This window comes from Pantoea sp. OXWO6B1, assembly GCF_001641135.1.
Lineage (GTDB): Bacteria > Pseudomonadota > Gammaproteobacteria > Enterobacterales > Enterobacteriaceae > Pantoea > Pantoea allii.
The window spans coordinates 4,354,621-4,374,521 of the sequence record NZ_LWLR01000001.1 but is presented as its reverse complement, the minus strand read 5'-3'; the positions used below and the strand labels follow the sequence as shown (position 1 = coordinate 4,374,521).

The following is a 19,901-nucleotide window of genomic DNA, read 5'->3' as shown; positions in this document are numbered from 1 at the left end:
GCCGCCCGGTTGACGGTCAGGTTAAATCGGCCATCAGCACCTTTGAACGGCGCTGATAGTTGTACATCTCTTTCTTACTTTCTGGCAGCGACTCAATATCCACCGGCGTAAAGCCGCGCTCCTGGAACCAGTGAATACTGCGCGTGGTCAGCACGAACAGTTTCTCCAGCCCCATTTGCCGTGCCTGAAGCGCGACGCGCTGCAGCAGCAGCTCACCGCGTGACGAGCTGCGATAATCCGGATGCACTGCGACGCAGGCCATTTCACCAATCTTTTCATCCATAAACGGATAAAGCGCGGCACAGGCTATGGTCAGGTTATCGCGCTGGATAATGGTAAATTTATCGATCTCCATTTCCAACTGTTCGCGTGAGCGGCGAACCAGAATGCCTTGCTGTTCCAGTGGGCGAATCAGCTCCAGAATGCCGCCGATGTCGTTGATGGTTGCCCGGCGGATCTGCTCGGCCGATTCCATTACGATCTGTGTCCCGATGCCGTCGCGCGAGAATAACTCCTGCAGCAGCGCACCGTCTTCCTGGTAGCTGATTAAATGGCTGCGGCGCACGCCACTGCGACAGGCTTTTACCGCGCCCCGTAAAAAGCGCACGGTGCCCGACAGAAAATCGCCATCGCTTTCCATTTCATCAATACGCGCCTGAGCATCGTTGGGAAAGAGTTCGGAGACGATGTTGCCTTCACGATCGATCACGCCTTGTTCTGAACAGAAGCCAATCATTTTTTCGGCTTTGAGCTTAATCGCTAACTGCGTGGCAACCTCTTCGGACGTCAGGTTAAAACTTTCACCGGTCACTGACACCGCGACCGGGCCAAGCAGCACAATGGCATCGTTATCCAACTGGCGATGAATGGCCTCTTCATCAATACGGCGGATGCGTCCACTGTGGCAGTAGTCTACCCCGTCATCCACGCCGAGCGGCTGGGCGATAATAAAGTTACCGCTCACCACGTTAATATGTGCACCCTGCAGCGGCGTGTTATTGAGGCTCATTGAGAGCCGGGCAGTGATGTCCAGCTGTAACCGACCTGCCGCCTGTTTGACCAGTTCCAGCGATGATGCATCGGTGACACGGGTATATTTGTGGTAAGCCGGTTCCAGCTGATGTGCCGCCAGGCTGGCATCAATCTGTGGACGTGCGCCATAGACCACGACCAAACGGATGCCAAGGCTGTGTAGCAAGCCGATATCGTTGACGATGCTGGAGAAATTCTCATGCTCAATGGCCTCACCGCCAAGCATGATGACGAATGTCTTATCCCGATGCGCATTGATATAGGGAACGGTATGGCGAAAACCCTGAACCAGTTCAGTACTACGTTCCTTCACGGCTAACCCTCAGTGAATGTTTATTCGTATTTTGTGTATTTTTATGCTTTTGACTGCCATTTTGCAAGCGTTAATCCTGACGATAATTTACGTTTTTCTTGATGCTAATGCCGCTAACAGCCTGCATTATTTGGGGTTTCCGGGGTGACATTACCTGGAGGATTGGATAAAGTTTTCGCCGCCATTTTATTTGGCTGCCGTTTTTTTAAACACTATATAACAGCTGGAGTGGCATGTCGGAAGGTAATCCCCTGGTTTCACGTAGACGATTATTAAAAGGTACGGGGGCGCTGTTACTGCTCAGCGTCAGTGGCGTGAGTATGGCTGCCACCCGTCATATTCTGGCGGTGCGCATCTGGCCCTCTTCAACCTACTCGCGTATGACGCTGGAATCGAACGTCGCACTTAAATACAAGCAGTTTGCCCTGACGAATCCTGACCGACTGGTGCTTGATATTGATGGCTTGCATCTCAACGCGGTGCTAAAGAGCGTGAATAAGCACGTGCGCGTTGACGATCCTTTTATTAAAAGCGCCAGAGTGGGGCAGTTTGATGCCAACACCGTGCGCGTGGTACTGGAACTAAAGCGTAACGTTTCCCCTAAAATCTTCAGCCTTGCCCCGGTTTCCACCATCAAGCACCGACTGGTGGTCGATCTCTATCCCAGTCAGGATATGGTTGAAGATGATCCTTTACTGGCGTTACTTAAAGATTACAACCAGGGCGATCTGGAAAAAAATGAGACGGTGCAGAAGCCTTTACCCGGTAAAGCCGGACGCGATCGACCCATTATCATCATGATCGATCCTGGACATGGCGGCGAAGATCCCGGCGCGCATGGTAAATACAAAACCCGCGAAAAAGATATCGTGCTGAAGATTGGTCGTCGGCTGAAAACCTTGATCGAAAAAGAGCGCAACATGAAGGCTTACATGACCCGCAACGAAGATGTGTTTATTCCGCTTCGGGTGCGCGTCGCCAAAGCGCGCAAGCAACGTGCTGACCTGTTTGTCTCTATCCATGCGGATGCATTCACCAGCCGGGCCGCGCGCGGTTCTTCAGTCTTTGCCCTTTCTACCAGCGGCGCGACCTCTGCTGCGGCGCGTTTCCTGGCGCACAGCCAGAACGAAGCCGATCAGATTGGCGGTGTCAGCATGAGTGGCGACCGCTATCTGGATCACACCATGTTTGATATGGTGCAGCGCCAGACCATCCATGACAGCCTGAAGTTTGGCAAAGAAGTGCTGCACCGTCTGGGGCGCATCAATCATCTGCACAAACGTACCGTGGATCAGGCCGGCTTTGCCGTGCTTAAGGCACCCGATATTCCGTCTATCCTGGTGGAAACGGCGTTCATCAGTAATGTGGAAGAAGAGCGTAAGTTGCGTACCACGCGCTATCAGCATCAGGTGGCAGAGGCGATACTGGAAGGGATTAAAGCCTATTTCAAAAGCGGTGCCGCCCTGGCTCACCGCTGAGTCGCAGGCCGGGGGAAACAGGCTGCTACTGCGTTTCCCGGCCTGCCGTCAGGCGGTGAAAGGCGCGTCAGGCCCGGATGCAGCGTGCGTAATCGCGCATCCCGATGTCCGTTTCGGGGCGCAGCAGGGCTGCCCGGGTGCTCAGCGGCCCTTCGCCAGGTAGCGTGCCATTTCGTCTTCCGGCACCATCCCGCCGCCCGTGGCCCAGACCAGATGTGTCGCCTGGTCCAGCTGCGTCGCGGTAAAACCGTGCAGTTGCAGGTAAGCCGCGGCACCGCAGACGCGCTGGGGGCCAGCCATACCGGCAAGCGCCGAAGGCTCCAGCCGCAGGTCTTCCTCCTGCGCCAGCCAGCTCAGCATGTCATACATACTTTGATCGTCAAGCGTATAAAGCCCGTCCAGCAGGCGCTGCATGGCCCGGCCAACAAAGCCGGAAGCCCGACCCACCGCCAGTCCATCTGCCGCCGTGATATTGTCGATGCCGATGTCCTGCACTGAAATACCCTCATGCAAACCGGTAATGATGCCCAGCAGCATGCAGGGAGAGTGGGTTGGTTCGGCAAACAGGCAGTGAACGTGTTCACCAAAAGCCAGCTTCAGACCAAAGGCGACGCCGCCGGGGCCGCCGCCCACGCCGCAGGGTAAATACACAAACAGGGGATGGTTGCTGTCAACCACGCGTCCCTGTTGTTCAAACTGTGCCTTCAGGCGCTGTCCGGCAACCGCATAACCCAGAAACAGCGTGCGGGAGTTCTCATCGTCAATAAAGAAACAGTCCGGGTCAGATTCTGCTGCTTTACGTCCTTGCTCGACTGCCACGCCATAGTCCTGTTGATATTCCACCACTCTGACGCCGTGACTGCGCAGTTTGGCTTTCTTCCATTCCCGGGCGTCCGCCGACATATGCACAGTTACTTTAAAGCCGAGGCGGGCGCTCATGATGCCAATCGACAGCCCGAGATTGCCGGTTGACCCCACGGCTATGCTGTACTGGCTAAAAAACTGCCTGAAGGCAGGGGAAAGTAGCTTGCTGTAGTTATCTTCCCTGGTCAGCAAACCTGCGCCCAGCGCCAGCTTCTCGGCATGAGTCAGCACTTCATAAATCCCACCACGGGCTTTAATCGAGCCAGAAATCGGCAGGTGGCTGTCTTTCTTTAATAACAGCTTACCTGCAATTTTTTGTCCGTATGCCTGTTCCAGCCGCCTCTGCATCGTCGGGATGGCGACGATCTCTGACTCAATAATGCCGCCCGTGACGGCGGTTTCCGGAAAGGCCTGCGCTATAAAAGGCGCGAACCGGTTCAGACGATCGTGCGCCTCTTTCACATCCTGTGCCGTCAGGCCAACATGAGGAAGGGCTTCCGCGACGCTGGTCGTGGCGGGATTAAACCAGGTGGTTTCGTTGAGCGCGATTAACTCCGCGACCTGCGGGTACTGAGCTGTCAGAGCAGCAATATTGAGATTATTCATACCAGACCTTTTGGTGTCCGAATGAATCATGAAAGCAGAAATGTATCGGCCAGAGCAATACCTGCGGCACGAATAACCTTCGGTCTGATGGGGCGTTTTTATAAGAGATTAAAAGGGGGAAAGCGGTGGGCTTGTGTCGTTCAGCGGAATTCAGATACAAAAAAACACCCTTTCAGGTGTTTAAAGTGGTTGCGGGGGCCGGATTTGAACCGACGACCTTCGGGTTATGAGCCCGACGAGCTACCAGGCTGCTCCACCCCGCGTCCGATTGCGCATAGCGACTTTCACATTGTGTCTTCTGTCTGAGCAAAGTGACAGAAGCGTTGGTTGCGGAGGCCGGATTTGAACCGACGACCTTCGGGTTATGAGCCCGACGAGCTACCAGGCTGCTCCACCCCGCGTCCGATTGCGCATAGCGACTTTCACATTGTTTCTTCTGTCTGAGCACTATCACAGAAGAATTGGTTGCGGGGGCCGGATTTGAACCGACGACCTTCGGGTTATGAGCCCGACGAGCTACCAGGCTGCTCCACCCCGCGTCCGTGGATGCGCACTATACTCCGCACGATGATTGTTGCAACCCCTTTTTGCCCTAAAAGGCTAAATTTGCTGTTAATTGCTGAAGGATTCCCCCGTTTGATGATTTATTGAACCGATATCCATTATGACCAAACAGGATGGATTTCATTATGATGACGGCTTTGCTATCGTCGCGTGGCGAACAGTCATAAAAAGAGATGAAGATGAAAGGACATTGGGCGAAGTATGCACTTACTGGCGCATTTTTAGCGCTGCTGGCTGGCTGTAGTTCTAAGCCAACCGATCGGGGTCAACAGTATAAAGACGGTAAACTGGAGCAGCCCCTTGCCCTGGTCAATCAACCCAACGCCAAAGGCCGTCCGGTCAATGGCAGAGATTTTGGCGAACAGGTGCGGCAGATTCAGTCCACGTCATCTGCCCTGTTTGGTCGCAACAACAGTACGTACAGTGCGGTCGAGAACTGGTTGATAGCCGGTGGCGATACGCGTCAGCTGCGGCAGTTTGGTTTGAATGCGTTTCAGATGGAAGGCACCGATAATTACGGCAACGTGCAGTTCACGGGCTATTACACACCGGTGGTCGAGGCGCGCTACACGCGACAGGGCGAGTTCCAGTACCCTATTTACCGGATGCCGCCACGCAAACGCGGACAAAAGCTGCCCAGTCGTTCTTCTATATATAGTGGTGGGTTAGACGATCGTTATGTGATTGCCTGGAGTAATTCACTTATTGATAACTTCATTATGGATGTGCAGGGCAGTGGCTACGTCGATTTCGGCGACGGTCGTCCGATGAGCTTTTTTGGTTATGGCGGGAAAAACGGCTGGGGTTATCATAGCATCGGTAAAGAGCTGATTGACCGTGGCGAAGTTAAGCGTGAAGACATGTCCATGCAGGCGATTCGCCAGTGGGCGGATGAGCATTCCCCAGAGGAAGTGCGTGCGCTGTTAGAAACCAATCCTTCATTTGTCTTCTTCAAACCTGAATCCTACGTGCCGGTACGCGGCGCCAGCGCTGTACCGCTGGTGGCGAAAGCCTCTGTGGCATCAGATCGTTCACTGATTCCTGCCGGAACGGTGTTGCTGGCAGAAGTGCCGCAGCTGAATGAAAAGGGCAAATTCAACGGTAAATATGAGATGCGGATGATGGTGGCGCTGGATGTGGGTGGTGCAATTAAAGGTCAGCACTTCGATATTTATCAGGGCGTAGGGCCGGATGCTGCTCATCTTGCCGGTTTCTATAACCACTATGGTCGCGTGTGGGTGCTGAAGTCTGCGCCTGGCGCTGGGCAGCCGCTGTTTAGCAATGCTCAGAGCGGTAACAACGGCACCATGCTGTTAGGTGCTAACTAATTCTTGATGCTGCGGGCGCGCTGGCCCGCACTCTGTAACAGGTTTAATTATGAAAGTGTTAAACGATGCCTGGCACCAGCGTTTTGGTGGTACGGCACGTCTTTATGGCAGGCAGGCGCTGCAGCTGTTCGCCGATGCGCATTTCTGCGTCATCGGTATTGGTGGCGTTGGCTCCTGGGCCGCAGAGGCGCTGGTGCGCACCGGGATTGGCAAAATAACCCTGATCGATATGGACGATGTCTGTATCACCAATACCAATCGTCAGATACATGCGCTTAGCGGCAACGTGGGCAAAGCCAAAACGGAAGTGATGGCGGATCGCCTGCGCACAATTAATCCTGATTGTGAGGTGGTGTGCATTGATGATTTTATTACTCCAGACAACACGGCCACGCTGCTGGCGGCCGATTTCGACTATGTGATCGATGCCATCGATAGCGTCCGCCCCAAGGCCGCGTTAATTGCCTGGTGTCGGCGCAATAAGATCCCACTGATCACAACCGGCGGCGCGGGAGGTCAAATCGATCCGACGCAAATCCAGGTGAGCGATCTGGCCAAAACGATTCAGGACCCTCTTGCGGCCAAACTGCGCGAGCGTCTGAAGCAGTCAGGTGTGGTAAAGAACAGCAAAGGCAAGCTGGGCATCGACTGTGTGTTTTCTACCGAGGCGCTGGTTTATCCGCAGGCGGATGGCACGGTTTGCGCCTCACGTAGCACGGCAGAAGGGCCGAAAAGAATGGACTGCGAATCGGGGTTTGGCGCGGCAACCATGGTGACGGCCACCTTCGGCTTTGTGGCGGTATCCCATGCCCTGAAGAAGTTCCTGGCGCGCGCGGCGCGCCAGGCTTAACCCAGCAACCGCTGTGCGCTTTGTTGCACGGCGTCAGCCAGCGCTTTCAGGCCACTGCTGCGTGAGGCGCTGAGCTGGGCGCGCAGGCCCAGTTCTTCAAACAGGTCCAGCGGATCGGACGCCAGCAATTGCGCGGGCGTTTTGCCTTCCACCGCGGTCAGCAGCACGGCCAGCAAACCGCGCACGATGCGACCTTCGCTGTCACCATAAAAGTGCAGAGCACCCTTTTCGCACAGCTGACTGCCGAACCAGACGCGGTTTTCACAACCGCTCAGCTCAATATCCGGCGTTTTTAACGCGTCGGGTAAAGCGGGCAACTGCCGACCCAGCAAAATCAACTGCCGGTAGCGATCTTCCCACTGATGAAAGCGGGAAAAGGTTGCCTGCAAATCAGCCGGGGTTATTTCCACACCGAACGGGTGGGGCGCTAACAGGGGGGCGGTCATCATCAAAACTCCGATAGCAATGCGATGGTGCTGTGCATGGCGCGCAGCAGCGCATCCACATCCTGAAGATTATTATAAGGTGCAAACGAAACGCGTAACGTGCCTTCAACGCCTAACGCCGCCATGAGCGGCTGAGCACAGTGCTGGCCTGCTCGCAGGGCGATACCGTGCTCTGCCAGTAGCGTCACGATGTCGCTGTGATGAATGCCCTGAATATCAAAGGCCAGCAGGCTGGCACTGCCGCAGCGGAAGCTTCGAAAGCCGGGCAGCTCAGCAAGCTGCTCTTCGGCAAGGCTGGCTAACTGCTGACTCCACATCTCGGCTTTGCGCATATCAAGCTGCTGCAACCAACTGAGCGCAGCGCTTAACCCGGTCACACCCGCAACATTTGGCGTACCGGCTTCAAAACGCCAGGGCACCGGTTGCGGGGTAAAACCGGTAAAATCTACCTGCGTCAGCATCTTACCGCCGCCCTGTAAGGGAATCATCTCTTCCAGCAGTTCGGCTTTCCCGTACAGCACGCCGATGCCCATTGGCCCGTAAAGTTTGTGCCCGGAAAAGGCATAGAAATCAATATCCAGCGCCTGCACATCCGGCGGGCAATGCACCACACCTTGCGCGCCATCCACCATGACTTTTACGTCTGCCGCGTGGGCCAGCGCGATAACCTGAGCTAAATCCGGACAGCCGCCGGTCACATTGGACATCTGTCCGATCGCCAACAGGCGAGTCCGGCTGTTAATCAATCCGGGCAGTTGTGACATATCTGGCAGGCGATCGGGCCCAATCGGCCATTTCACCACCCGGGCACCGCTGGCCTGGGCGACCATCAGCCAGGGCACCAGGTTGGCGTGATGCTCCGCTTCACTGACAATAATTTCATCGCCAGCTTGTAAACGCGGGGCTAACCAGCCGTGGGCAACCAGGTTAATCGCCTCCGTGGTGCCGCGCGTCCACACAATCTGGCGATCGCTGGCGGCATTAAGCCAGTGCGCCACCGTGCCACGCGCCTGTTCGTACTGGGCTGTCAGCTGGCGTGCGGCAGCAAACTGGCTGCGGTGGACCGTACCGGCGCTCAGGCTGTAGAACTGCTGCGTCGCGTCTATCACCGCCTGCGGTTTCAGCGTGGTAGCGGCACTGTCGAGATAAACACCGGCATCGTTTAGCGCTGGAAACTGCTGACGAAATGAAGAAGGATTGAAGGCGCTCATACGTGGCTCATAGGTTGTTAATTTTCAGATTAAGGCTGAAAGATGGCTATCTGTCTGGCAAAGCTGGAAAAGCGGGTTATGCTGAGTATTGCAAGGTATAAACTTAACCCGCATGGCGATACGACATACTTACAGTCGATCCCACTTGACCGTCTCTTTGGTCAGCGTAACGCGGGGGGTTTGGTGCAATCAATCTGCAAGGAGATAGAAGATGAAAAAACTCGCCGCAATGTTGGCCGTTTGTACAATGGCCTTTACTTTGGCTGCCTGTTCAAGCAACTACGTGATGCATACCAATGATGGCCGCACGATCGTCGCAGAAGGCAAACCAAAGGTCGATACTGACACCGGTATGATCAGCTATAAAGATGCGAATGGCAATGAGCAGCAAATTAACCGTTCAGATGTGAAAGAGATGGTTGAAACGAAGTAGTCAGCGCATAAAAAAAGCACCGCAATTTGCGGTGCTACTCAATATCACAATGGACAGACAGGGTAAATCTACAGGAATTAAAAAGCTTGATCTGTAAAGGTCAGATCAAAATTGCAAACACAACATCACGACCACAAGCCAAAAGTTTTCAGAAAATCTGCGAACTCACTCACAAATCTAAAAACTTTTCGTTCCGGCTCTGGAAGTAGCGCAACTATAGGTATTTGCTGGAGCTTCCTCAACGGACAATTTATAATGTCTCGGATTATAAATTCTAATACGTAATGCCTTTGTATTAGTTCGCGTATTTTTTGCCAGGCTGGCTACGGAAAACCATGTCAAAACGTCTTCCTCCCCTTAATGCACTGCGGGTATTCGATGCCGCAGCACGCCATTTAAGCTTTACAAAAGCCGCTGAAGAGCTGTTTGTCACCCAGGCTGCCGTCAGCCATCAGATTAAATCGCTGGAAGATTTTCTGGGATTAAAGCTGTTCAGGCGGAGGAATCGTTCGCTTTTGCTCACGGAAGAAGGGCAAAGCTACTACCTGGACATCAAAGAAATTTTCACTGCCCTCAATGAAGCCACGCGCAAACTGCAGGCACGCAGTGCTAAAGGCGCGCTCACGGTCAGTTTGCTGCCGAGTTTTGCTATTCAATGGCTGGTGCCGCGCCTTTCCAGCTTTAATATGGCTTATCCGGGCATTGATGTCCGTATCCAGGCGGTGGACCGGGATGAAGAGAAACTGGCTGATGATGTGGATGTGGCGATTTTCTATGGCCGGGGCAACTGGCCCGGACTGCGGGTAGAGAAACTCTATGCAGAATACCTGCTGCCGGTGTGCTCTCCGTCGCTGATGACCGGGGAGAATCCGCTTAAAACCCCCATGGATCTTGCCCGCTTTACCCTGCTACATGATGCCTCGCGCCGCGACTGGCAGTCCTATATTCGCCAGTTGGGCGTTCAGCACATCAACGTGCAACAGGGCCCCATTTTCAGTCACAGCGCCATGGTGCTGCAGGCGGCTATTCATGGACAGGGCGTGGCATTAGCCAATAACGTCATGGCGCAAAGCGAAATTGAAGCGGGACGGTTGATTTGTCCGTTTAATGACGTTTTGGTGAGCAAAAATGCTTTTTATCTGGTTTGTCATGACAGTCAGGCAGAACTGGGTAAAATAGCCGCCTTTCGACAGTGGATTCTCGCCAAAGCGGCAACCGAACAAGAAAAATTCCGCTTTCGTTATGATCAGTAATGTTTTTGATTTTTTTGCAGGGACCTGCAAACGCACCTTGAGGATAGGTTGATGTCCAGACGTGCCATGTTTATTTTTGCGGCCATCAGCGGTTTTTTCCTGGTGGCATTTGGTGCTTTTGGTGCTCACGTGTTGAATAAAACGCTGGGCGCCACTGAAATGGCCTGGATTCACACCGGGCTGGAATACCAGGCTTACCATACGCTGGCTGTACTGGGGCTGGGGGCGGCGATGCTGTATCGCTGTAACATCTGGTTTTACTGGAGCAGTGCGTCTATGGCGCTGGGAACCGTATTGTTCAGCGGCAGCCTCTACTCGCTGGCGCTGTCGCATTTAACGTTTTTTGTCTTTATCACGCCCGTCGGGGGATTGTTCTTCCTGACTGGCTGGCTATTGATGTTGATTGGCGCGCTGCGTCTTAAAACCAAGGCAGAACGCCATGAATAAAGTTTTACTGTATTGCCGCTCCGGCTTTGAAAAAGAGTGTGCAGCAGAAATTAGTGCTAAAGCTGCAGAGCATAACGTTTACGGCTTTCCTCGGGTAAAAGAGGACGCCGGTTATGTTCTGTTTGAATGTTATCAGCAGCCTGATGCGGAAAGGCTGATCCGTGAACTGCCGTTCGACACGTTGATTTTCGCCCGCCAGATGCTGGTCGTCGGTGAACTGCTGCGCGATCTGCCTCAGGAAGATCGCATTTCGCCCATCGTTGGCATGTTAAGCGGCGTGGTGGAGAAAGGCGGAGAGCTGCGTGTTGAAGTTCCGGACACCAACCAGGCAAAAGAGCTGACCAAATTCTGCCGTAAGTTTACCGTGCCGTTACGTGCCAGCCTGCGTGAGAGCAACATTCTGCTCAACTACGAAAGCCCAAAACGCCCGGTGGTGCATGTGTTCTTTATCGCCCCCGGCACCTGTTACGTGGGCTATTCGCTGCCAGAAAACAATTCGCCATTTTATATGGGCATTCCGCGTCTTAAGTTTCCGTCTGACGCGCCAAGCCGCTCAACGCTTAAGCTGGAAGAAGCCTTTCACGTTTTTGTGCCAGCCGATGAGTGGGATGAGCGTTTAGGCAGCGGGATGTATGCTGTCGATTTGGGCGCTTGTCCTGGCGGCTGGACGTATCAACTGGTTCAGCGCAGCATGATGGTCTATGCGGTGGACAACGGTCCTATGGCACCGAGCCTGATGGATACCGGACAGGTGTTCCATGAACGTGAAGACGGTTTCCGCTTCCGTCCGCCCCGCACCAACATCAGCTGGCTGGTGTGCGACATGGTGGAAAAACCTGCACGCGTGGCGAATCTGATGGCGGACTGGGTGGTGAATGGCTGGTGCCGGGAAGCCATTTTTAACCTGAAATTGCCCATGAAGAAGCGTTATGAAGAAGTGACGCAGAATCTGGCCATGATCGAGGAGCGCCTCACTGAAAATGGGATCAATGCGCAGATTCGCGCGCGCCAGCTCTACCACGATCGTGAAGAAGTGACGGTGCACATCCGTCGTATCTGGGCTGCCATGGGTGGCCGTCGCGACGAGCGCTAATCACCACCGCCGGGTGCCCTTGCGCCCGGCCTGGTGATGTTAATCGCCATGGTAACGCAGTAAATTCAGATTCCCTTCCAGCACTAAATCCTGCTTCAGCCGGGCAACATCGCGGCTGATAAGCGCCATCTCCTGGCCTGATTGCAGCTTATTACGCCATTTTGTCGGAACCTGATCCAACTGCTGATACAGAGCTTCCAGTGAACCAAACTGTAGCAGTAGCTCCCGGGCGCTTTTAGGGCCAATGCCCGCGATGCCTGGGATTTTACTGCTGCTGATGCCGCATAATCCCCAATAGTCGGGCAGAACGGACGGTGCAACGCCGAACTCGGTTTCAATAAACGGCAAATCCAGCCAGCGCTTCTGAAAATAATCGCGGATGCGAATCGCCGGAGCGAGAAGCTGGCAGTAGCCCTTATCGGTAGAAACAATGGTGGCCTGATGGCCAGCTCGCGCCATTTTTACCGCCAGCGTGGCGGCCAGATCGTCGGCTTCATCCTGTTCGGCAATCCAGCAACTGACGCCCACCGCCCGAAAAGCCTCCTGCAGGGCTGGCATTTCAGCCTGTAACTCTTCCGGCATCGGCGGTCGGCCACTTTTGTAGTCGGGTAACAACTGATGCCGCCATCCCTGATGACGGGCCTCGCCGTCGAACACTGCCACAACATGTGAGGGGCGCGTGTGTCCCAGAAGCTGGCGCAACGCCGCAACGCAGCCCTCCACACAGGGCGTGCCCTGCACGGCATGCAGGCGACGAATTAAATTGAGTGCATCAACAATAAGTAAGTGATGTGACATAAGGTAAGGGCAGCCCGCAGGCTGCCTCCTGGTTTACTTAATGATTTCGTAGCACGGGATATAGGCAGTACCGGGCAGTTTCATACGCTGCTGTGCCACAAAGCCCTGTAGCAGTTCATCCATGCGGTGCATGATGTCGGCATCACCGTGCAGTTTATAAGGGCCTTTTTCGCGGATTTCGCGGATGCCCATCTCTTTCACGTTACCCGCAACGATACCGGAGAACGCCCGGCGCAGGTCGGCAGCCAGTTTTTCCGGCGGCTGATTGGTATAGAGATTGAGGTTAGCCATATTTTCATGGGTCGGCATAAAGGGCACCTGCAAATCCTGAGCAATGCGAATTGACCAGTTAAAGCTGTAGGCATCACCCGTTTCGCGGCGATGCTCTTTCACCTGCGGCATGGCTTTTCTCATCAGGCGGGCGACCTCGGCGGCATCATCGATAATGATCTGATAATGCTTACGTGCCTGCTCCCCAAGCGTACTGACAATAAAGTCATCCAGCACACGGAAATAGTCCGCGCTCTCTTTTGGCCCGGTCAGGATGAGCGGCAGAACCTGATGTTCGTTTTGGGGATTCATCAGAATACCCAGCAGATAAAGGAATTCTTCTGCCGTCCCTACGCCGCCAGGGAAGATGATGATGCCATGTGCAATACGCACGAACGCTTCCAGACGCTTTTCGATATCCGGCATGATGATCAGTTCGTTCACCAGCGGATTAGGCGGTTCAGCCGCGATAATCGACGGCTCGGTCAAACCAATAAAGCGACTGTCGCGATAGCGCTGCTGAGCATGACCTACCGCTGCGCCTTTCATTGGGGCTTCCATCACGCCCGGACCACAGCCGGTACAGATATTCAGTTCGCGCAGGCCCAACTGCGTGCCCACGTTGCGACAGTACTGGTATTCCACCGCGTTAATCGAGTGGCCGCCCCAGCAGACAACGGTATTGGGATATTCGCCCACGTGTAATGCCCGGGCATTACGCAGAATGGAAAACACGGTGTTGGTAATCATGACCGAATCGTTGTCTTCTGCGCAGGGTAAGCGTCCAGAGCTGGCTAACTGGCCGTTAACAAACAGGATATCGCGCAGCACGGCAAACAGGTTGGCCTGCAGTGAACGAATAATATGGCCGTCTACAAAGGCCTCTTCGGGCGGATTGATCAGTTCCAGCTTGATACCGCGCTCGCGGCGCAGCACGTTGATATCGAAGTTCTCAAAACGCGACAGCAGTTCATGGCTACTGTCAGTCTGACTGCCGGAGTTGAGCACGGCGAGCGAGCAGTTACGGAAGAGTTGATACAAATCGCTGCTGGCTGTGCGCTTCAGCATATCTACTTCCAACTGGGAGAGCAGATCCATAGAGCCAAGAGGGCTGACATGTGTAATCAAATGAACTCCTTTGCACCCGCGAGGGTGATTGCTGACACTGCAAATGCAGTGACGAAAATCCCTGGTCGGCAATCCACTGTTTACCGCCTTGCCCAGAGTAGCCTTGTGGGCAGGGCTTGCTCAAGTGGAACCGGATAGTTGACTGACTTCCTGAGAAATATCTCGCAAACTATTGACGTACCAGACGAGAATGACCGGGCGTAAAGGCCACGTTACTGCGCCAGGGATTGATATCCAGTCCGCCACGGCGCGTATAGCGTGCGTAAACGGTAAGCTGTTCCGGCTGACAAAAACGCATCAGGTCATTGAAGATACGCTCAACGCACTGTTCATGAAACTCATTATGCTGACGAAATGAAATGATGTAGCGCAGCAGCGCTTCGCGATTGAGCCGTGGGCCCTTATAGCGAATCATCACCGAGCCCCAGTCAGGCTGGTTGGTGATCAGACAGTTAGACTTAAGCAGATGGCTGACCAGCGTTTCGTCCACCCGCTCCTGACCAGCAGCATCAACCAGATAATCGGCATTGAAGCCATAATCTTCAATCTCGATATCCTGCTCATCAATGCAGTCGCCCGCAAAGTGCCCGACAGGCTGGCCCTCAATTTCATTTAACCGAAACAGCGCAACACGCACGTCACCTTCCGCGCAGGCACGCAGATCCTGCTCCAGCGTTTGGCGTACCTCGCCCCAGTCGGCAAAGCGGGTTTGGTTAAAGCTGTTAAGATAGAGCTTGAAACTCTTGGACTCGATAAGATTGTGACTCCGGGCGTCAAGCACCACTTCGCCCACCGCAACCTGCGGAACACCTTTACTGTTGAGCCACGAAAGTTCATATAACGTCCAGATATCAGCACCTGTAAAGGGCAGGTTATCAGGATAGAGGCCGAGCGGCTCGCGGTTCATGCTGCGAGGCACCGCCTGTAATAAGCTGTTGTCGTAGCGATCGTGATAAGCTGTGGGCTTGCCCAGCGTCAGATTGCTAAGCGCCGGGTCCGGCTGATAAGAAGACATAACGGTTACCACTGAGGTCATCAAAGTGAGTAAGTGTAACCTATCAGAAGTGAGAATTTGAATGATGCAGCAAACGGCTGACGCCTTAATCGATTTCACCACCCGATACTGCCAGCACTGGCAGCAGGATTACGGCCATGCGCCGGCCAGCAGTGACCTGTATGGCGTACCCTCGCCCTGCCTGCTGGAGAACCGTGGAGAGCGTGCCCTCTGGCAGCCCCAGCCCTTTAGCCTGCCGCCATCGCTGGATGCCGTTGAGCGAGCGCTGGAGATCCAGCTTGATCCGCAAATCACCGCATTTTATACCAGCCAGTTCGCCGGAGACATGCGCGCCAGCTATGAACAAAACAGGCTGACGTTACTGCAGGTCTGGAGCGAAGAGGACTTTGTTCGACTGCAGGAAAACCTGATCGGTCATTTAGTGATGCAGCGACGTCTGAAACAGGCCCCGAGCCTGTTTATCGCGACCACGGATTCTGAAGAGAATATTATCTCGCTGTGTAACATCAGCGGGAATGTCATTCTGGAAACACCCGGGCAGAAAAAGCGCGTCACGCTGGCGTCCGATATCCCCTCTTTTCTCAATAATTTACAACCGCTTAGTGACTAGTTACAGATATCTGCTAGCAGCCGTGTGAGAGATCTCTTACAAACCTTGTGAGAGATCGCTCTATAATTCACGCGTCCTTCATGCCGAAAAGATGTAAAAATATTGTAAATCATTAACTTATTAGCCGCGCTGATGGGCAGCTTCTATAAGGTAAGGTTATAAATCATTTTAACACCTTGTGCCTTGAGTAGTTTCTGACGAGAATATCACTCGCGGACAGGATGTCCTGGACAACAGGAGCCGTCAGGATGACGGTAGCCAGGAGGCCGGAACGTAACGGAGTTTACGTCACAAGGAAGGCTTCAGGATGAAGCAGGACACTCAGGACTGAGTTAACGGACACCTCCAGGATGGAGAATGAGAGCCCCTTAGAAGAGGCGGCGGGCCAGGAGGCTAAGGATTGATCAGGATGATACGCGGATGGAGTTCGCACGGGAAAAGTTGTCACGGATGAGCAGGGAGCACTAACGTAGCCGGAAAGCTGCAAACGAACCGGGAGCACTGTTTAATGACAGTGCTCCCTTTTTTTGTGCCTGCGGGTTATGCTTGCCGCCCATTTTTCCCCAGTCAGAGGTGATGCATGACGCTGGAACACTTAATTATTCAACGGCTCGAGCAGGTCGAAGCGATAATGCACGAGCACAATCTCTGGCAGACCGCTGCACCAGACGCTCAGGCGTTCACCAGCGAGCAACCTTTTTTCCTCGACACACTTCAACCGCTGGAATGGTTACAGTGGGTACTGATTCCGCGCGTTCGGGCCATCATTGATGCCCGGCAACCTTTGCCAAAGAACTTCGCGGTCGCGCCCTATTTTGAGGTCGCCTTAACGCCTGAGCAGCCCGGTCGTTCGCTGCTGCTCCTCACGTTACAGCAGTTGGATGCCCTTCTGGAGGATGAGTCTGCCGGATGTTAGAGATCATTTATCAGGATGAGTGGCTGGTGGCGGTGAATAAACCTGCCGGCTGGCTGGTGCACCGCAGTTGGCTCGATCGCCACGAAACCCAGTTTGTGATGCAGACGGTGCGCGACCAGATAGGCCAGCATGTTTTTACGGCGCACCGGCTCGATCGCCCCACGTCGGGCGTGCTGTTAATGGGCCTTTCCAGTGAAGTGGGCCGCCTGCTGTCGCAGCAGTTTGAGCATCACCACATGGAGAAAACCTATCACGCCGTGGTACGTGGCTGGCTTGAAGGCAGCGATCGGCTGGATTATCCGTTGGTTGAAGAACTGGATAAAATCGCCGACAAATTTGTCACTGATGCGCGCGTGCCACAGCCTGCTGTGACCGATTATCATGCGCTGGCAAAGGTAGAGATGCCGGTTGCGGTCAGTCGTTATCCCACCGCACGTTACAGCCTGATTGAGCTCAAACCGAAAACCGGCCGTAAGCATCAGTTGCGTCGGCACATGTCCCATTTGCGCCATCCCATCATCGGTGATTCAGCCCATGGTGATTTGCGTCAGAACCGCGGCGCAGCTGAGCACTTTGGCGCTAACCGTTTAATGTTACATGCCAGCAGCCTGGCGCTCAGCCATCCTGTGACTAAAGCACCCTTGGTGATTCGTGCCGGGCTGGATGCTGTCTGGCAAGGCGTTCTGGATCAGTTTGGCTGGCAGGCCTGTTTACCTGATGTGCCACGGGTTGAGTTTATGGCTGGCTCAGGTCAGGATAGCGTGACGGAATAAAGGGGAAGAGAAATGGCGAAAATTGGTATTTTTGTAGGCACCGTATATGGCAATGCATTACTGGTGGCAGAAGAAGCAGAACCGGTTTTGCAGCAGCAAGGCCATGACGTGAAGATTTTTGAAGATCCTGGGTTAGCCGACTGGCAAGGCTATGCAGAGGATGTCGCCTTAGTGATTACGTCAACCACGGGTCAGGGCGATTTTCCGGATACGATTTCTGGCCTGTTCCACGACGTGCAGGACAAACTGGGCCACCAGCCGACACTGCGCTATGGCGTCATTGCGCTAGGCGACAGCAGCTACGAAAACTTCTGTGGCGCGGGCAAACGTTTTGACGCCCTGTTGCAGGAGCATCAAGCCAAACGGGTAGGGGAGGTGTTGTTGGTGGATGCCACGGAAGATCCGGAACCTGAATCCGTTACCACTCCATGGGTTGAGCAATGGGGCAAACAGCTCTGATAAGCGCATGTCAGCCTTGCTGTTTCGCTGCCGTCCCATTCTAAACGGGCGGCAGCCCATTCTGACTAACGGGATCAGGCCGTGCGGGCCGTTCCGTTAGCGCAGTCATAACGGCATCTTGCTCAGGTTATCGGCGCAGGATTAAAGACGGCCAGCTGATTACGAATCCCCCAGCGATCTGACCAGGTCTGTTTTCTGCCGCTGGCAATGTCCAGAATCAATTCGAATAACCGCCAGCCAACCTGCTCGATGGTTTCTTCACCTGTGGCAATGGTGCCGGCGTTAATATCCATCAGGTCATGCCAGCGCTCCGCCAGCGCATTGCGGGTCGCCATTTTAATCACCGGAATTGCAGCCAGACCATAAGGCGTTCCCCTGCCGGTGGTAAAAACCTGTAGGGTGATGCCGGAGGCCAGTTGCTGGGTTCCACACACAAAATCGCTGGCGGGCGTGGCGGCAAAAATCAGTCCACGCCGCGAAGGGCGTTGCCCCGGGGACAGCACTTCCACAATCGGACTGCGACCTGATTTGGCAATGGAGCCAAGGGCTTTTTCCACCACATTTGCCAGCCCGCCTTTCTTGTTACCGGGAGAGGGGTTGGCGCTGCGATCGGTTTTGCCTTGATCAAGATAGCTGTCATACCAGGCCATCTCTTCAATCAGCCGCTGCCCCACTTCCTGATTGATCACACGCGGTGTCAGTAAGTGAATCGCGTCGCGCACCTCGGTAACCTCAGAGAACATCACGGTCGCGCCACTGCGCACCAGCAGGTCGGACGCAAACCCCACTGCGGGATTCGCCGTTACGCCGGAAAAGGCATCACTGCCGCCGCACTGCATCCCCACGACTAATTCAGAGGCCGGACAGGTTTCACGCTGGCGCTGATTCAGCCGCTGCAAATGGCGCTCTGCCACCTGAAGGATTTCATCCACCATCGCGCCAAAGCCCACCAGTTTCTCATCCTGCAAACGCACAATATCTTCGTCATCCAGCGAGACAGGCTGCACGTCGGGCGTACCGGCCAGTAAGCGCTCAGGTTGTAACTTTTCACAACCCAGGCTGACCACCATGATTTCGCCGCCGAAATTCGCGTTGAGGGCCAGATTGTGGACGGAACGGATAGGGATGACCGCCGCAGGGGCGTTGATCGCCACACCACAGCCGTACAAATGATTCAGCGCAACCACACCATCCACGTTGGGATAACGGGGCAGTAAATCACGCTCTATCATTTGCACCACATAATCTACCACGCCCGCCACACAGTGAACGCTGGTGGTAATGCCTAAAAGGTTACGTGTGCCTACACTGCCGTCGGCGTTGCGATAACCCTCAAAGGTATAACCTTCAAGCGGTGGCAGGTCAGGCGGAACGTTATTCGCCAGGGGCAAACTCTGCAAATCGGGCGCGTCCGGAAGCGCAATGAGTGATTCATCGATCCAACTGCCTTGGGCAATATCACGAATCGCAAGGCCAATCACTTCACCATAACGCAGCACGGCCTGGCCCTGAGGAATCGCCTGCAGCGCAACCTTATGTCCCTGGGGGACATGCTCAATCAATGTCAATCCATCACTAAACGTGGTGCCCGCGGCCAGGCCCAGACTGTTCACCACAATCGCAACATTGTCATTTTCATGAACTTTGATGCAGAGCGGTTGTTCTTTTGATGTTGGGGTCATCGCTCACCTTCCAGTGGGTAGCGCCTTGTTTGCGCGGCGCATTCATTATGATAAGCCAGGTGTCACAGGTTCGGTATCTGCCAGGGTCAGTATAAAGAGGCAATACCGCCCGCACATTGTGCAATTGACCTATATTCGGCGTTCTGGTGACGCAGTTTTAATGTCTTTTTACTAAATCAAGTGAAGATTCTCACAAAGCCAGTTATCTCCACGCCTATGGGCGCGCTTTTTGTGATTTTTTACAAAATACGTGAAACGTTCCGCAGCGTTTTATGCAACGGCACAAAAAAGCCTCCTCCTTTTCACCTTATTCCAGGGTGATATTCCAATGC

General features: G+C 54.2%; 19 protein-coding genes and 3 tRNA genes. 11 read left to right on the top strand and 11 right to left on the bottom strand.

Annotated elements, in window-relative coordinates:
• Positions 1-16: 16 nt before the first annotated feature.
• On the bottom strand, positions 17-1,345 hold the full coding sequence (gene argA, locus A6A26_RS22375; protein WP_063880779.1) for an amino-acid N-acetyltransferase: 1,329 nt from the start codon (positions 1,343-1,345) through the stop codon (positions 17-19).
• A gap of 233 nt (positions 1,346-1,578) precedes the next feature.
• On the opposite strand from argA, the gene amiC reads away from it, so the two are divergent.
• Positions 1,579-2,823: an N-acetylmuramoyl-L-alanine amidase AmiC gene (gene amiC, locus A6A26_RS22370; RefSeq protein WP_082875220.1), complete on the top strand. Its 1,245-nt coding sequence runs from the start codon at positions 1,579-1,581 to the stop codon at positions 2,821-2,823.
• 141 nt (positions 2,824-2,964) lie between these two features.
• Here the strand turns inward: amiC and dsdA are convergent, their stop codons facing one another.
• The 4 genes from dsdA to A6A26_RS22350 form a co-directional block, all read right to left on the bottom strand.
• Positions 2,965-4,293, bottom strand: a complete 1,329-nt coding sequence (gene dsdA, locus A6A26_RS22365; RefSeq protein ID WP_063880778.1) for a D-serine ammonia-lyase — start codon at positions 4,291-4,293, stop codon at positions 2,965-2,967.
• A 186-nt stretch (positions 4,294-4,479) separates the two neighbouring features.
• Positions 4,480-4,556, bottom strand: a tRNA-Met gene (locus A6A26_RS22360).
• Positions 4,557-4,617: 61 nt separating this feature from the next.
• Positions 4,618-4,694: transfer RNA gene (locus A6A26_RS22355), tRNA-Met, on the bottom strand.
• 61 nt (positions 4,695-4,755) lie between these two features.
• Positions 4,756-4,832 (bottom strand) — tRNA-Met (locus A6A26_RS22350).
• Between the two features lie 204 nt (positions 4,833-5,036).
• Here A6A26_RS22350 and mltA point away from each other — a divergent pair.
• Positions 5,037-6,185 (top strand): murein transglycosylase A, encoded by a 1,149-nt coding sequence (gene mltA / locus A6A26_RS22345; RefSeq protein ID WP_063880777.1) that lies wholly within the window; start codon positions 5,037-5,039, stop codon positions 6,183-6,185.
• 49 nt (positions 6,186-6,234) lie between these two features.
• Positions 6,235-7,035, top strand: a complete 801-nt coding sequence (tcdA, locus tag A6A26_RS22340) for a tRNA cyclic N6-threonylcarbamoyladenosine(37) synthase TcdA (protein WP_063880776.1) — start codon at positions 6,235-6,237, stop codon at positions 7,033-7,035.
• Here tcdA and csdE read toward each other — a convergent pair.
• Both csdE and csdA read right to left on the bottom strand, forming a co-directional pair.
• Positions 7,032-7,481: a cysteine desulfurase sulfur acceptor subunit CsdE gene (gene csdE / locus A6A26_RS22335; protein ID WP_063881241.1), complete on the bottom strand. Its 450-nt coding sequence runs from the start codon at positions 7,479-7,481 to the stop codon at positions 7,032-7,034. The genes tcdA and csdE overlap by 4 nt on opposite strands.
• 2 nt (positions 7,482-7,483) lie before the next feature.
• Positions 7,484-8,692, bottom strand: a complete 1,209-nt coding sequence (gene csdA, locus A6A26_RS22330) for a cysteine desulfurase CsdA (protein WP_063880775.1) — start codon at positions 8,690-8,692, stop codon at positions 7,484-7,486.
• A 211-nt stretch (positions 8,693-8,903) separates the two neighbouring features.
• On the opposite strand from csdA, the gene A6A26_RS22325 reads away from it, so the two are divergent.
• From A6A26_RS22325 to rlmM, 4 genes are all read left to right on the top strand, one after another.
• Positions 8,904-9,125, top strand: a complete 222-nt coding sequence (locus A6A26_RS22325) for a YgdI/YgdR family lipoprotein (RefSeq protein WP_063880774.1) — start codon at positions 8,904-8,906, stop codon at positions 9,123-9,125.
• Between the two features lie 335 nt (positions 9,126-9,460).
• Positions 9,461-10,378: a transcriptional regulator GcvA gene (locus tag A6A26_RS22320; protein WP_063880773.1), complete on the top strand. Its 918-nt coding sequence runs from the start codon at positions 9,461-9,463 to the stop codon at positions 10,376-10,378.
• 51 nt (positions 10,379-10,429) lie between these two features.
• Positions 10,430-10,825, top strand: a complete 396-nt coding sequence (locus A6A26_RS22315; RefSeq protein WP_063880772.1) for a DUF423 domain-containing protein — start codon at positions 10,430-10,432, stop codon at positions 10,823-10,825.
• Positions 10,818-11,918 carry a 23S rRNA (cytidine(2498)-2'-O)-methyltransferase RlmM gene (gene rlmM, locus A6A26_RS22310; protein ID WP_063880771.1) on the top strand — a complete coding sequence of 367 codons (1,101 nt, stop codon included), beginning with the start codon at positions 10,818-10,820 and terminating at the stop codon, positions 11,916-11,918. The genes A6A26_RS22315 and rlmM overlap by 8 nt, the downstream gene beginning before the upstream one ends.
• 39 nt (positions 11,919-11,957) lie before the next feature.
• Here the strand turns inward: rlmM and xni are convergent, their stop codons facing one another.
• The 3 genes from xni to queF form a co-directional block, all read right to left on the bottom strand.
• Positions 11,958-12,716, bottom strand: a complete 759-nt coding sequence (xni, locus tag A6A26_RS22305) for a flap endonuclease Xni (RefSeq protein WP_063880770.1) — start codon at positions 12,714-12,716, stop codon at positions 11,958-11,960.
• 33 nt (positions 12,717-12,749) lie between these two features.
• Positions 12,750-14,114 carry a nucleotide 5'-monophosphate nucleosidase PpnN gene (ppnN, locus tag A6A26_RS22300; protein ID WP_014605152.1) on the bottom strand — a complete coding sequence of 455 codons (1,365 nt, stop codon included), beginning with the start codon at positions 14,112-14,114 and terminating at the stop codon, positions 12,750-12,752.
• Positions 14,115-14,283: 169 nt separating this feature from the next.
• Positions 14,284-15,129, bottom strand: a complete 846-nt coding sequence (queF, locus tag A6A26_RS22295) for an NADPH-dependent 7-cyano-7-deazaguanine reductase QueF (protein ID WP_063880769.1) — start codon at positions 15,127-15,129, stop codon at positions 14,284-14,286.
• A gap of 61 nt (positions 15,130-15,190) precedes the next feature.
• On the opposite strand from queF, the gene syd reads away from it, so the two are divergent.
• From syd to A6A26_RS22275, 4 genes are all read left to right on the top strand, one after another.
• Positions 15,191-15,739, top strand: coding sequence for a SecY-interacting protein (gene syd, locus A6A26_RS22290; protein WP_063880768.1), 549 nt, complete (start codon positions 15,191-15,193; stop codon positions 15,737-15,739).
• 580 nt (positions 15,740-16,319) lie between these two features.
• A complete protein-coding gene (locus A6A26_RS22285; RefSeq protein ID WP_063880767.1) occupies positions 16,320-16,655 on the top strand; it encodes a YqcC family protein in 336 nt (111 codons plus the stop codon).
• Positions 16,649-17,428: a tRNA pseudouridine(65) synthase TruC gene (gene truC, locus A6A26_RS22280; protein WP_063880766.1), complete on the top strand. Its 780-nt coding sequence runs from the start codon at positions 16,649-16,651 to the stop codon at positions 17,426-17,428. Before A6A26_RS22285 ends, truC begins: the two co-directional genes overlap by 7 nt.
• Before the next feature lie 12 nt (positions 17,429-17,440).
• Complete coding sequence (locus A6A26_RS22275; protein ID WP_063880765.1) at positions 17,441-17,887, top strand: flavodoxin; 447 nt, start codon at positions 17,441-17,443, stop codon at positions 17,885-17,887.
• A 122-nt stretch (positions 17,888-18,009) separates the two neighbouring features.
• On the opposite strand, the gene garD is transcribed toward A6A26_RS22275, so the two are convergent.
• A complete protein-coding gene (gene garD, locus A6A26_RS22270) occupies positions 18,010-19,569 on the bottom strand; it encodes a galactarate dehydratase (RefSeq protein WP_063880764.1) in 1,560 nt (519 codons plus the stop codon).
• Positions 19,570-19,901: the final 332 nt, after the last annotated feature.

Excerpts from the sequence above, each read along its gene's own strand:
- amiC (WP_082875220.1), top strand. The coding sequence starts at position 1,579 with ATGTCGGAAGGTAATCCCCTGGTTTCACGTAGACGATTATTAAAAGGT.
- dsdA (WP_063880778.1), bottom strand. The coding sequence starts at position 4,293 with ATGAATAATCTCAATATTGCTGCTCTGACAGCTCAGTACCCGCAGGTC.
- mltA (WP_063880777.1), top strand. The coding sequence starts at position 5,037 with ATGAAAGGACATTGGGCGAAGTATGCACTTACTGGCGCATTTTTAGCG.
- tcdA (WP_063880776.1), top strand. The coding sequence starts at position 6,235 with ATGAAAGTGTTAAACGATGCCTGGCACCAGCGTTTTGGTGGTACGGCA.
- csdE (WP_063881241.1), bottom strand. The coding sequence starts at position 7,481 with ATGACCGCCCCCCTGTTAGCGCCCCACCCGTTCGGTGTGGAAATAACC.
- csdA (WP_063880775.1), bottom strand. The coding sequence starts at position 8,692 with ATGAGCGCCTTCAATCCTTCTTCATTTCGTCAGCAGTTTCCAGCGCTA.
- A6A26_RS22325 (WP_063880774.1), top strand. The coding sequence starts at position 8,904 with ATGAAAAAACTCGCCGCAATGTTGGCCGTTTGTACAATGGCCTTTACT.
- A6A26_RS22320 (WP_063880773.1), top strand. The coding sequence starts at position 9,461 with ATGTCAAAACGTCTTCCTCCCCTTAATGCACTGCGGGTATTCGATGCC.
- A6A26_RS22315 (WP_063880772.1), top strand. The coding sequence starts at position 10,430 with ATGTCCAGACGTGCCATGTTTATTTTTGCGGCCATCAGCGGTTTTTTC.
- rlmM (WP_063880771.1), top strand. The coding sequence starts at position 10,818 with ATGAATAAAGTTTTACTGTATTGCCGCTCCGGCTTTGAAAAAGAGTGT.
- xni (WP_063880770.1), bottom strand. The coding sequence starts at position 12,716 with ATGTCACATCACTTACTTATTGTTGATGCACTCAATTTAATTCGTCGC.
- queF (WP_063880769.1), bottom strand. The coding sequence starts at position 15,129 with ATGTCTTCTTATCAGCCGGACCCGGCGCTTAGCAATCTGACGCTGGGC.
- syd (WP_063880768.1), top strand. The coding sequence starts at position 15,191 with ATGATGCAGCAAACGGCTGACGCCTTAATCGATTTCACCACCCGATAC.
- A6A26_RS22285 (WP_063880767.1), top strand. The coding sequence starts at position 16,320 with ATGACGCTGGAACACTTAATTATTCAACGGCTCGAGCAGGTCGAAGCG.
- truC (WP_063880766.1), top strand. The coding sequence starts at position 16,649 with ATGTTAGAGATCATTTATCAGGATGAGTGGCTGGTGGCGGTGAATAAA.
- A6A26_RS22275 (WP_063880765.1), top strand. The coding sequence starts at position 17,441 with ATGGCGAAAATTGGTATTTTTGTAGGCACCGTATATGGCAATGCATTA.
- garD (WP_063880764.1), bottom strand. The coding sequence starts at position 19,569 with ATGACCCCAACATCAAAAGAACAACCGCTCTGCATCAAAGTTCATGAA.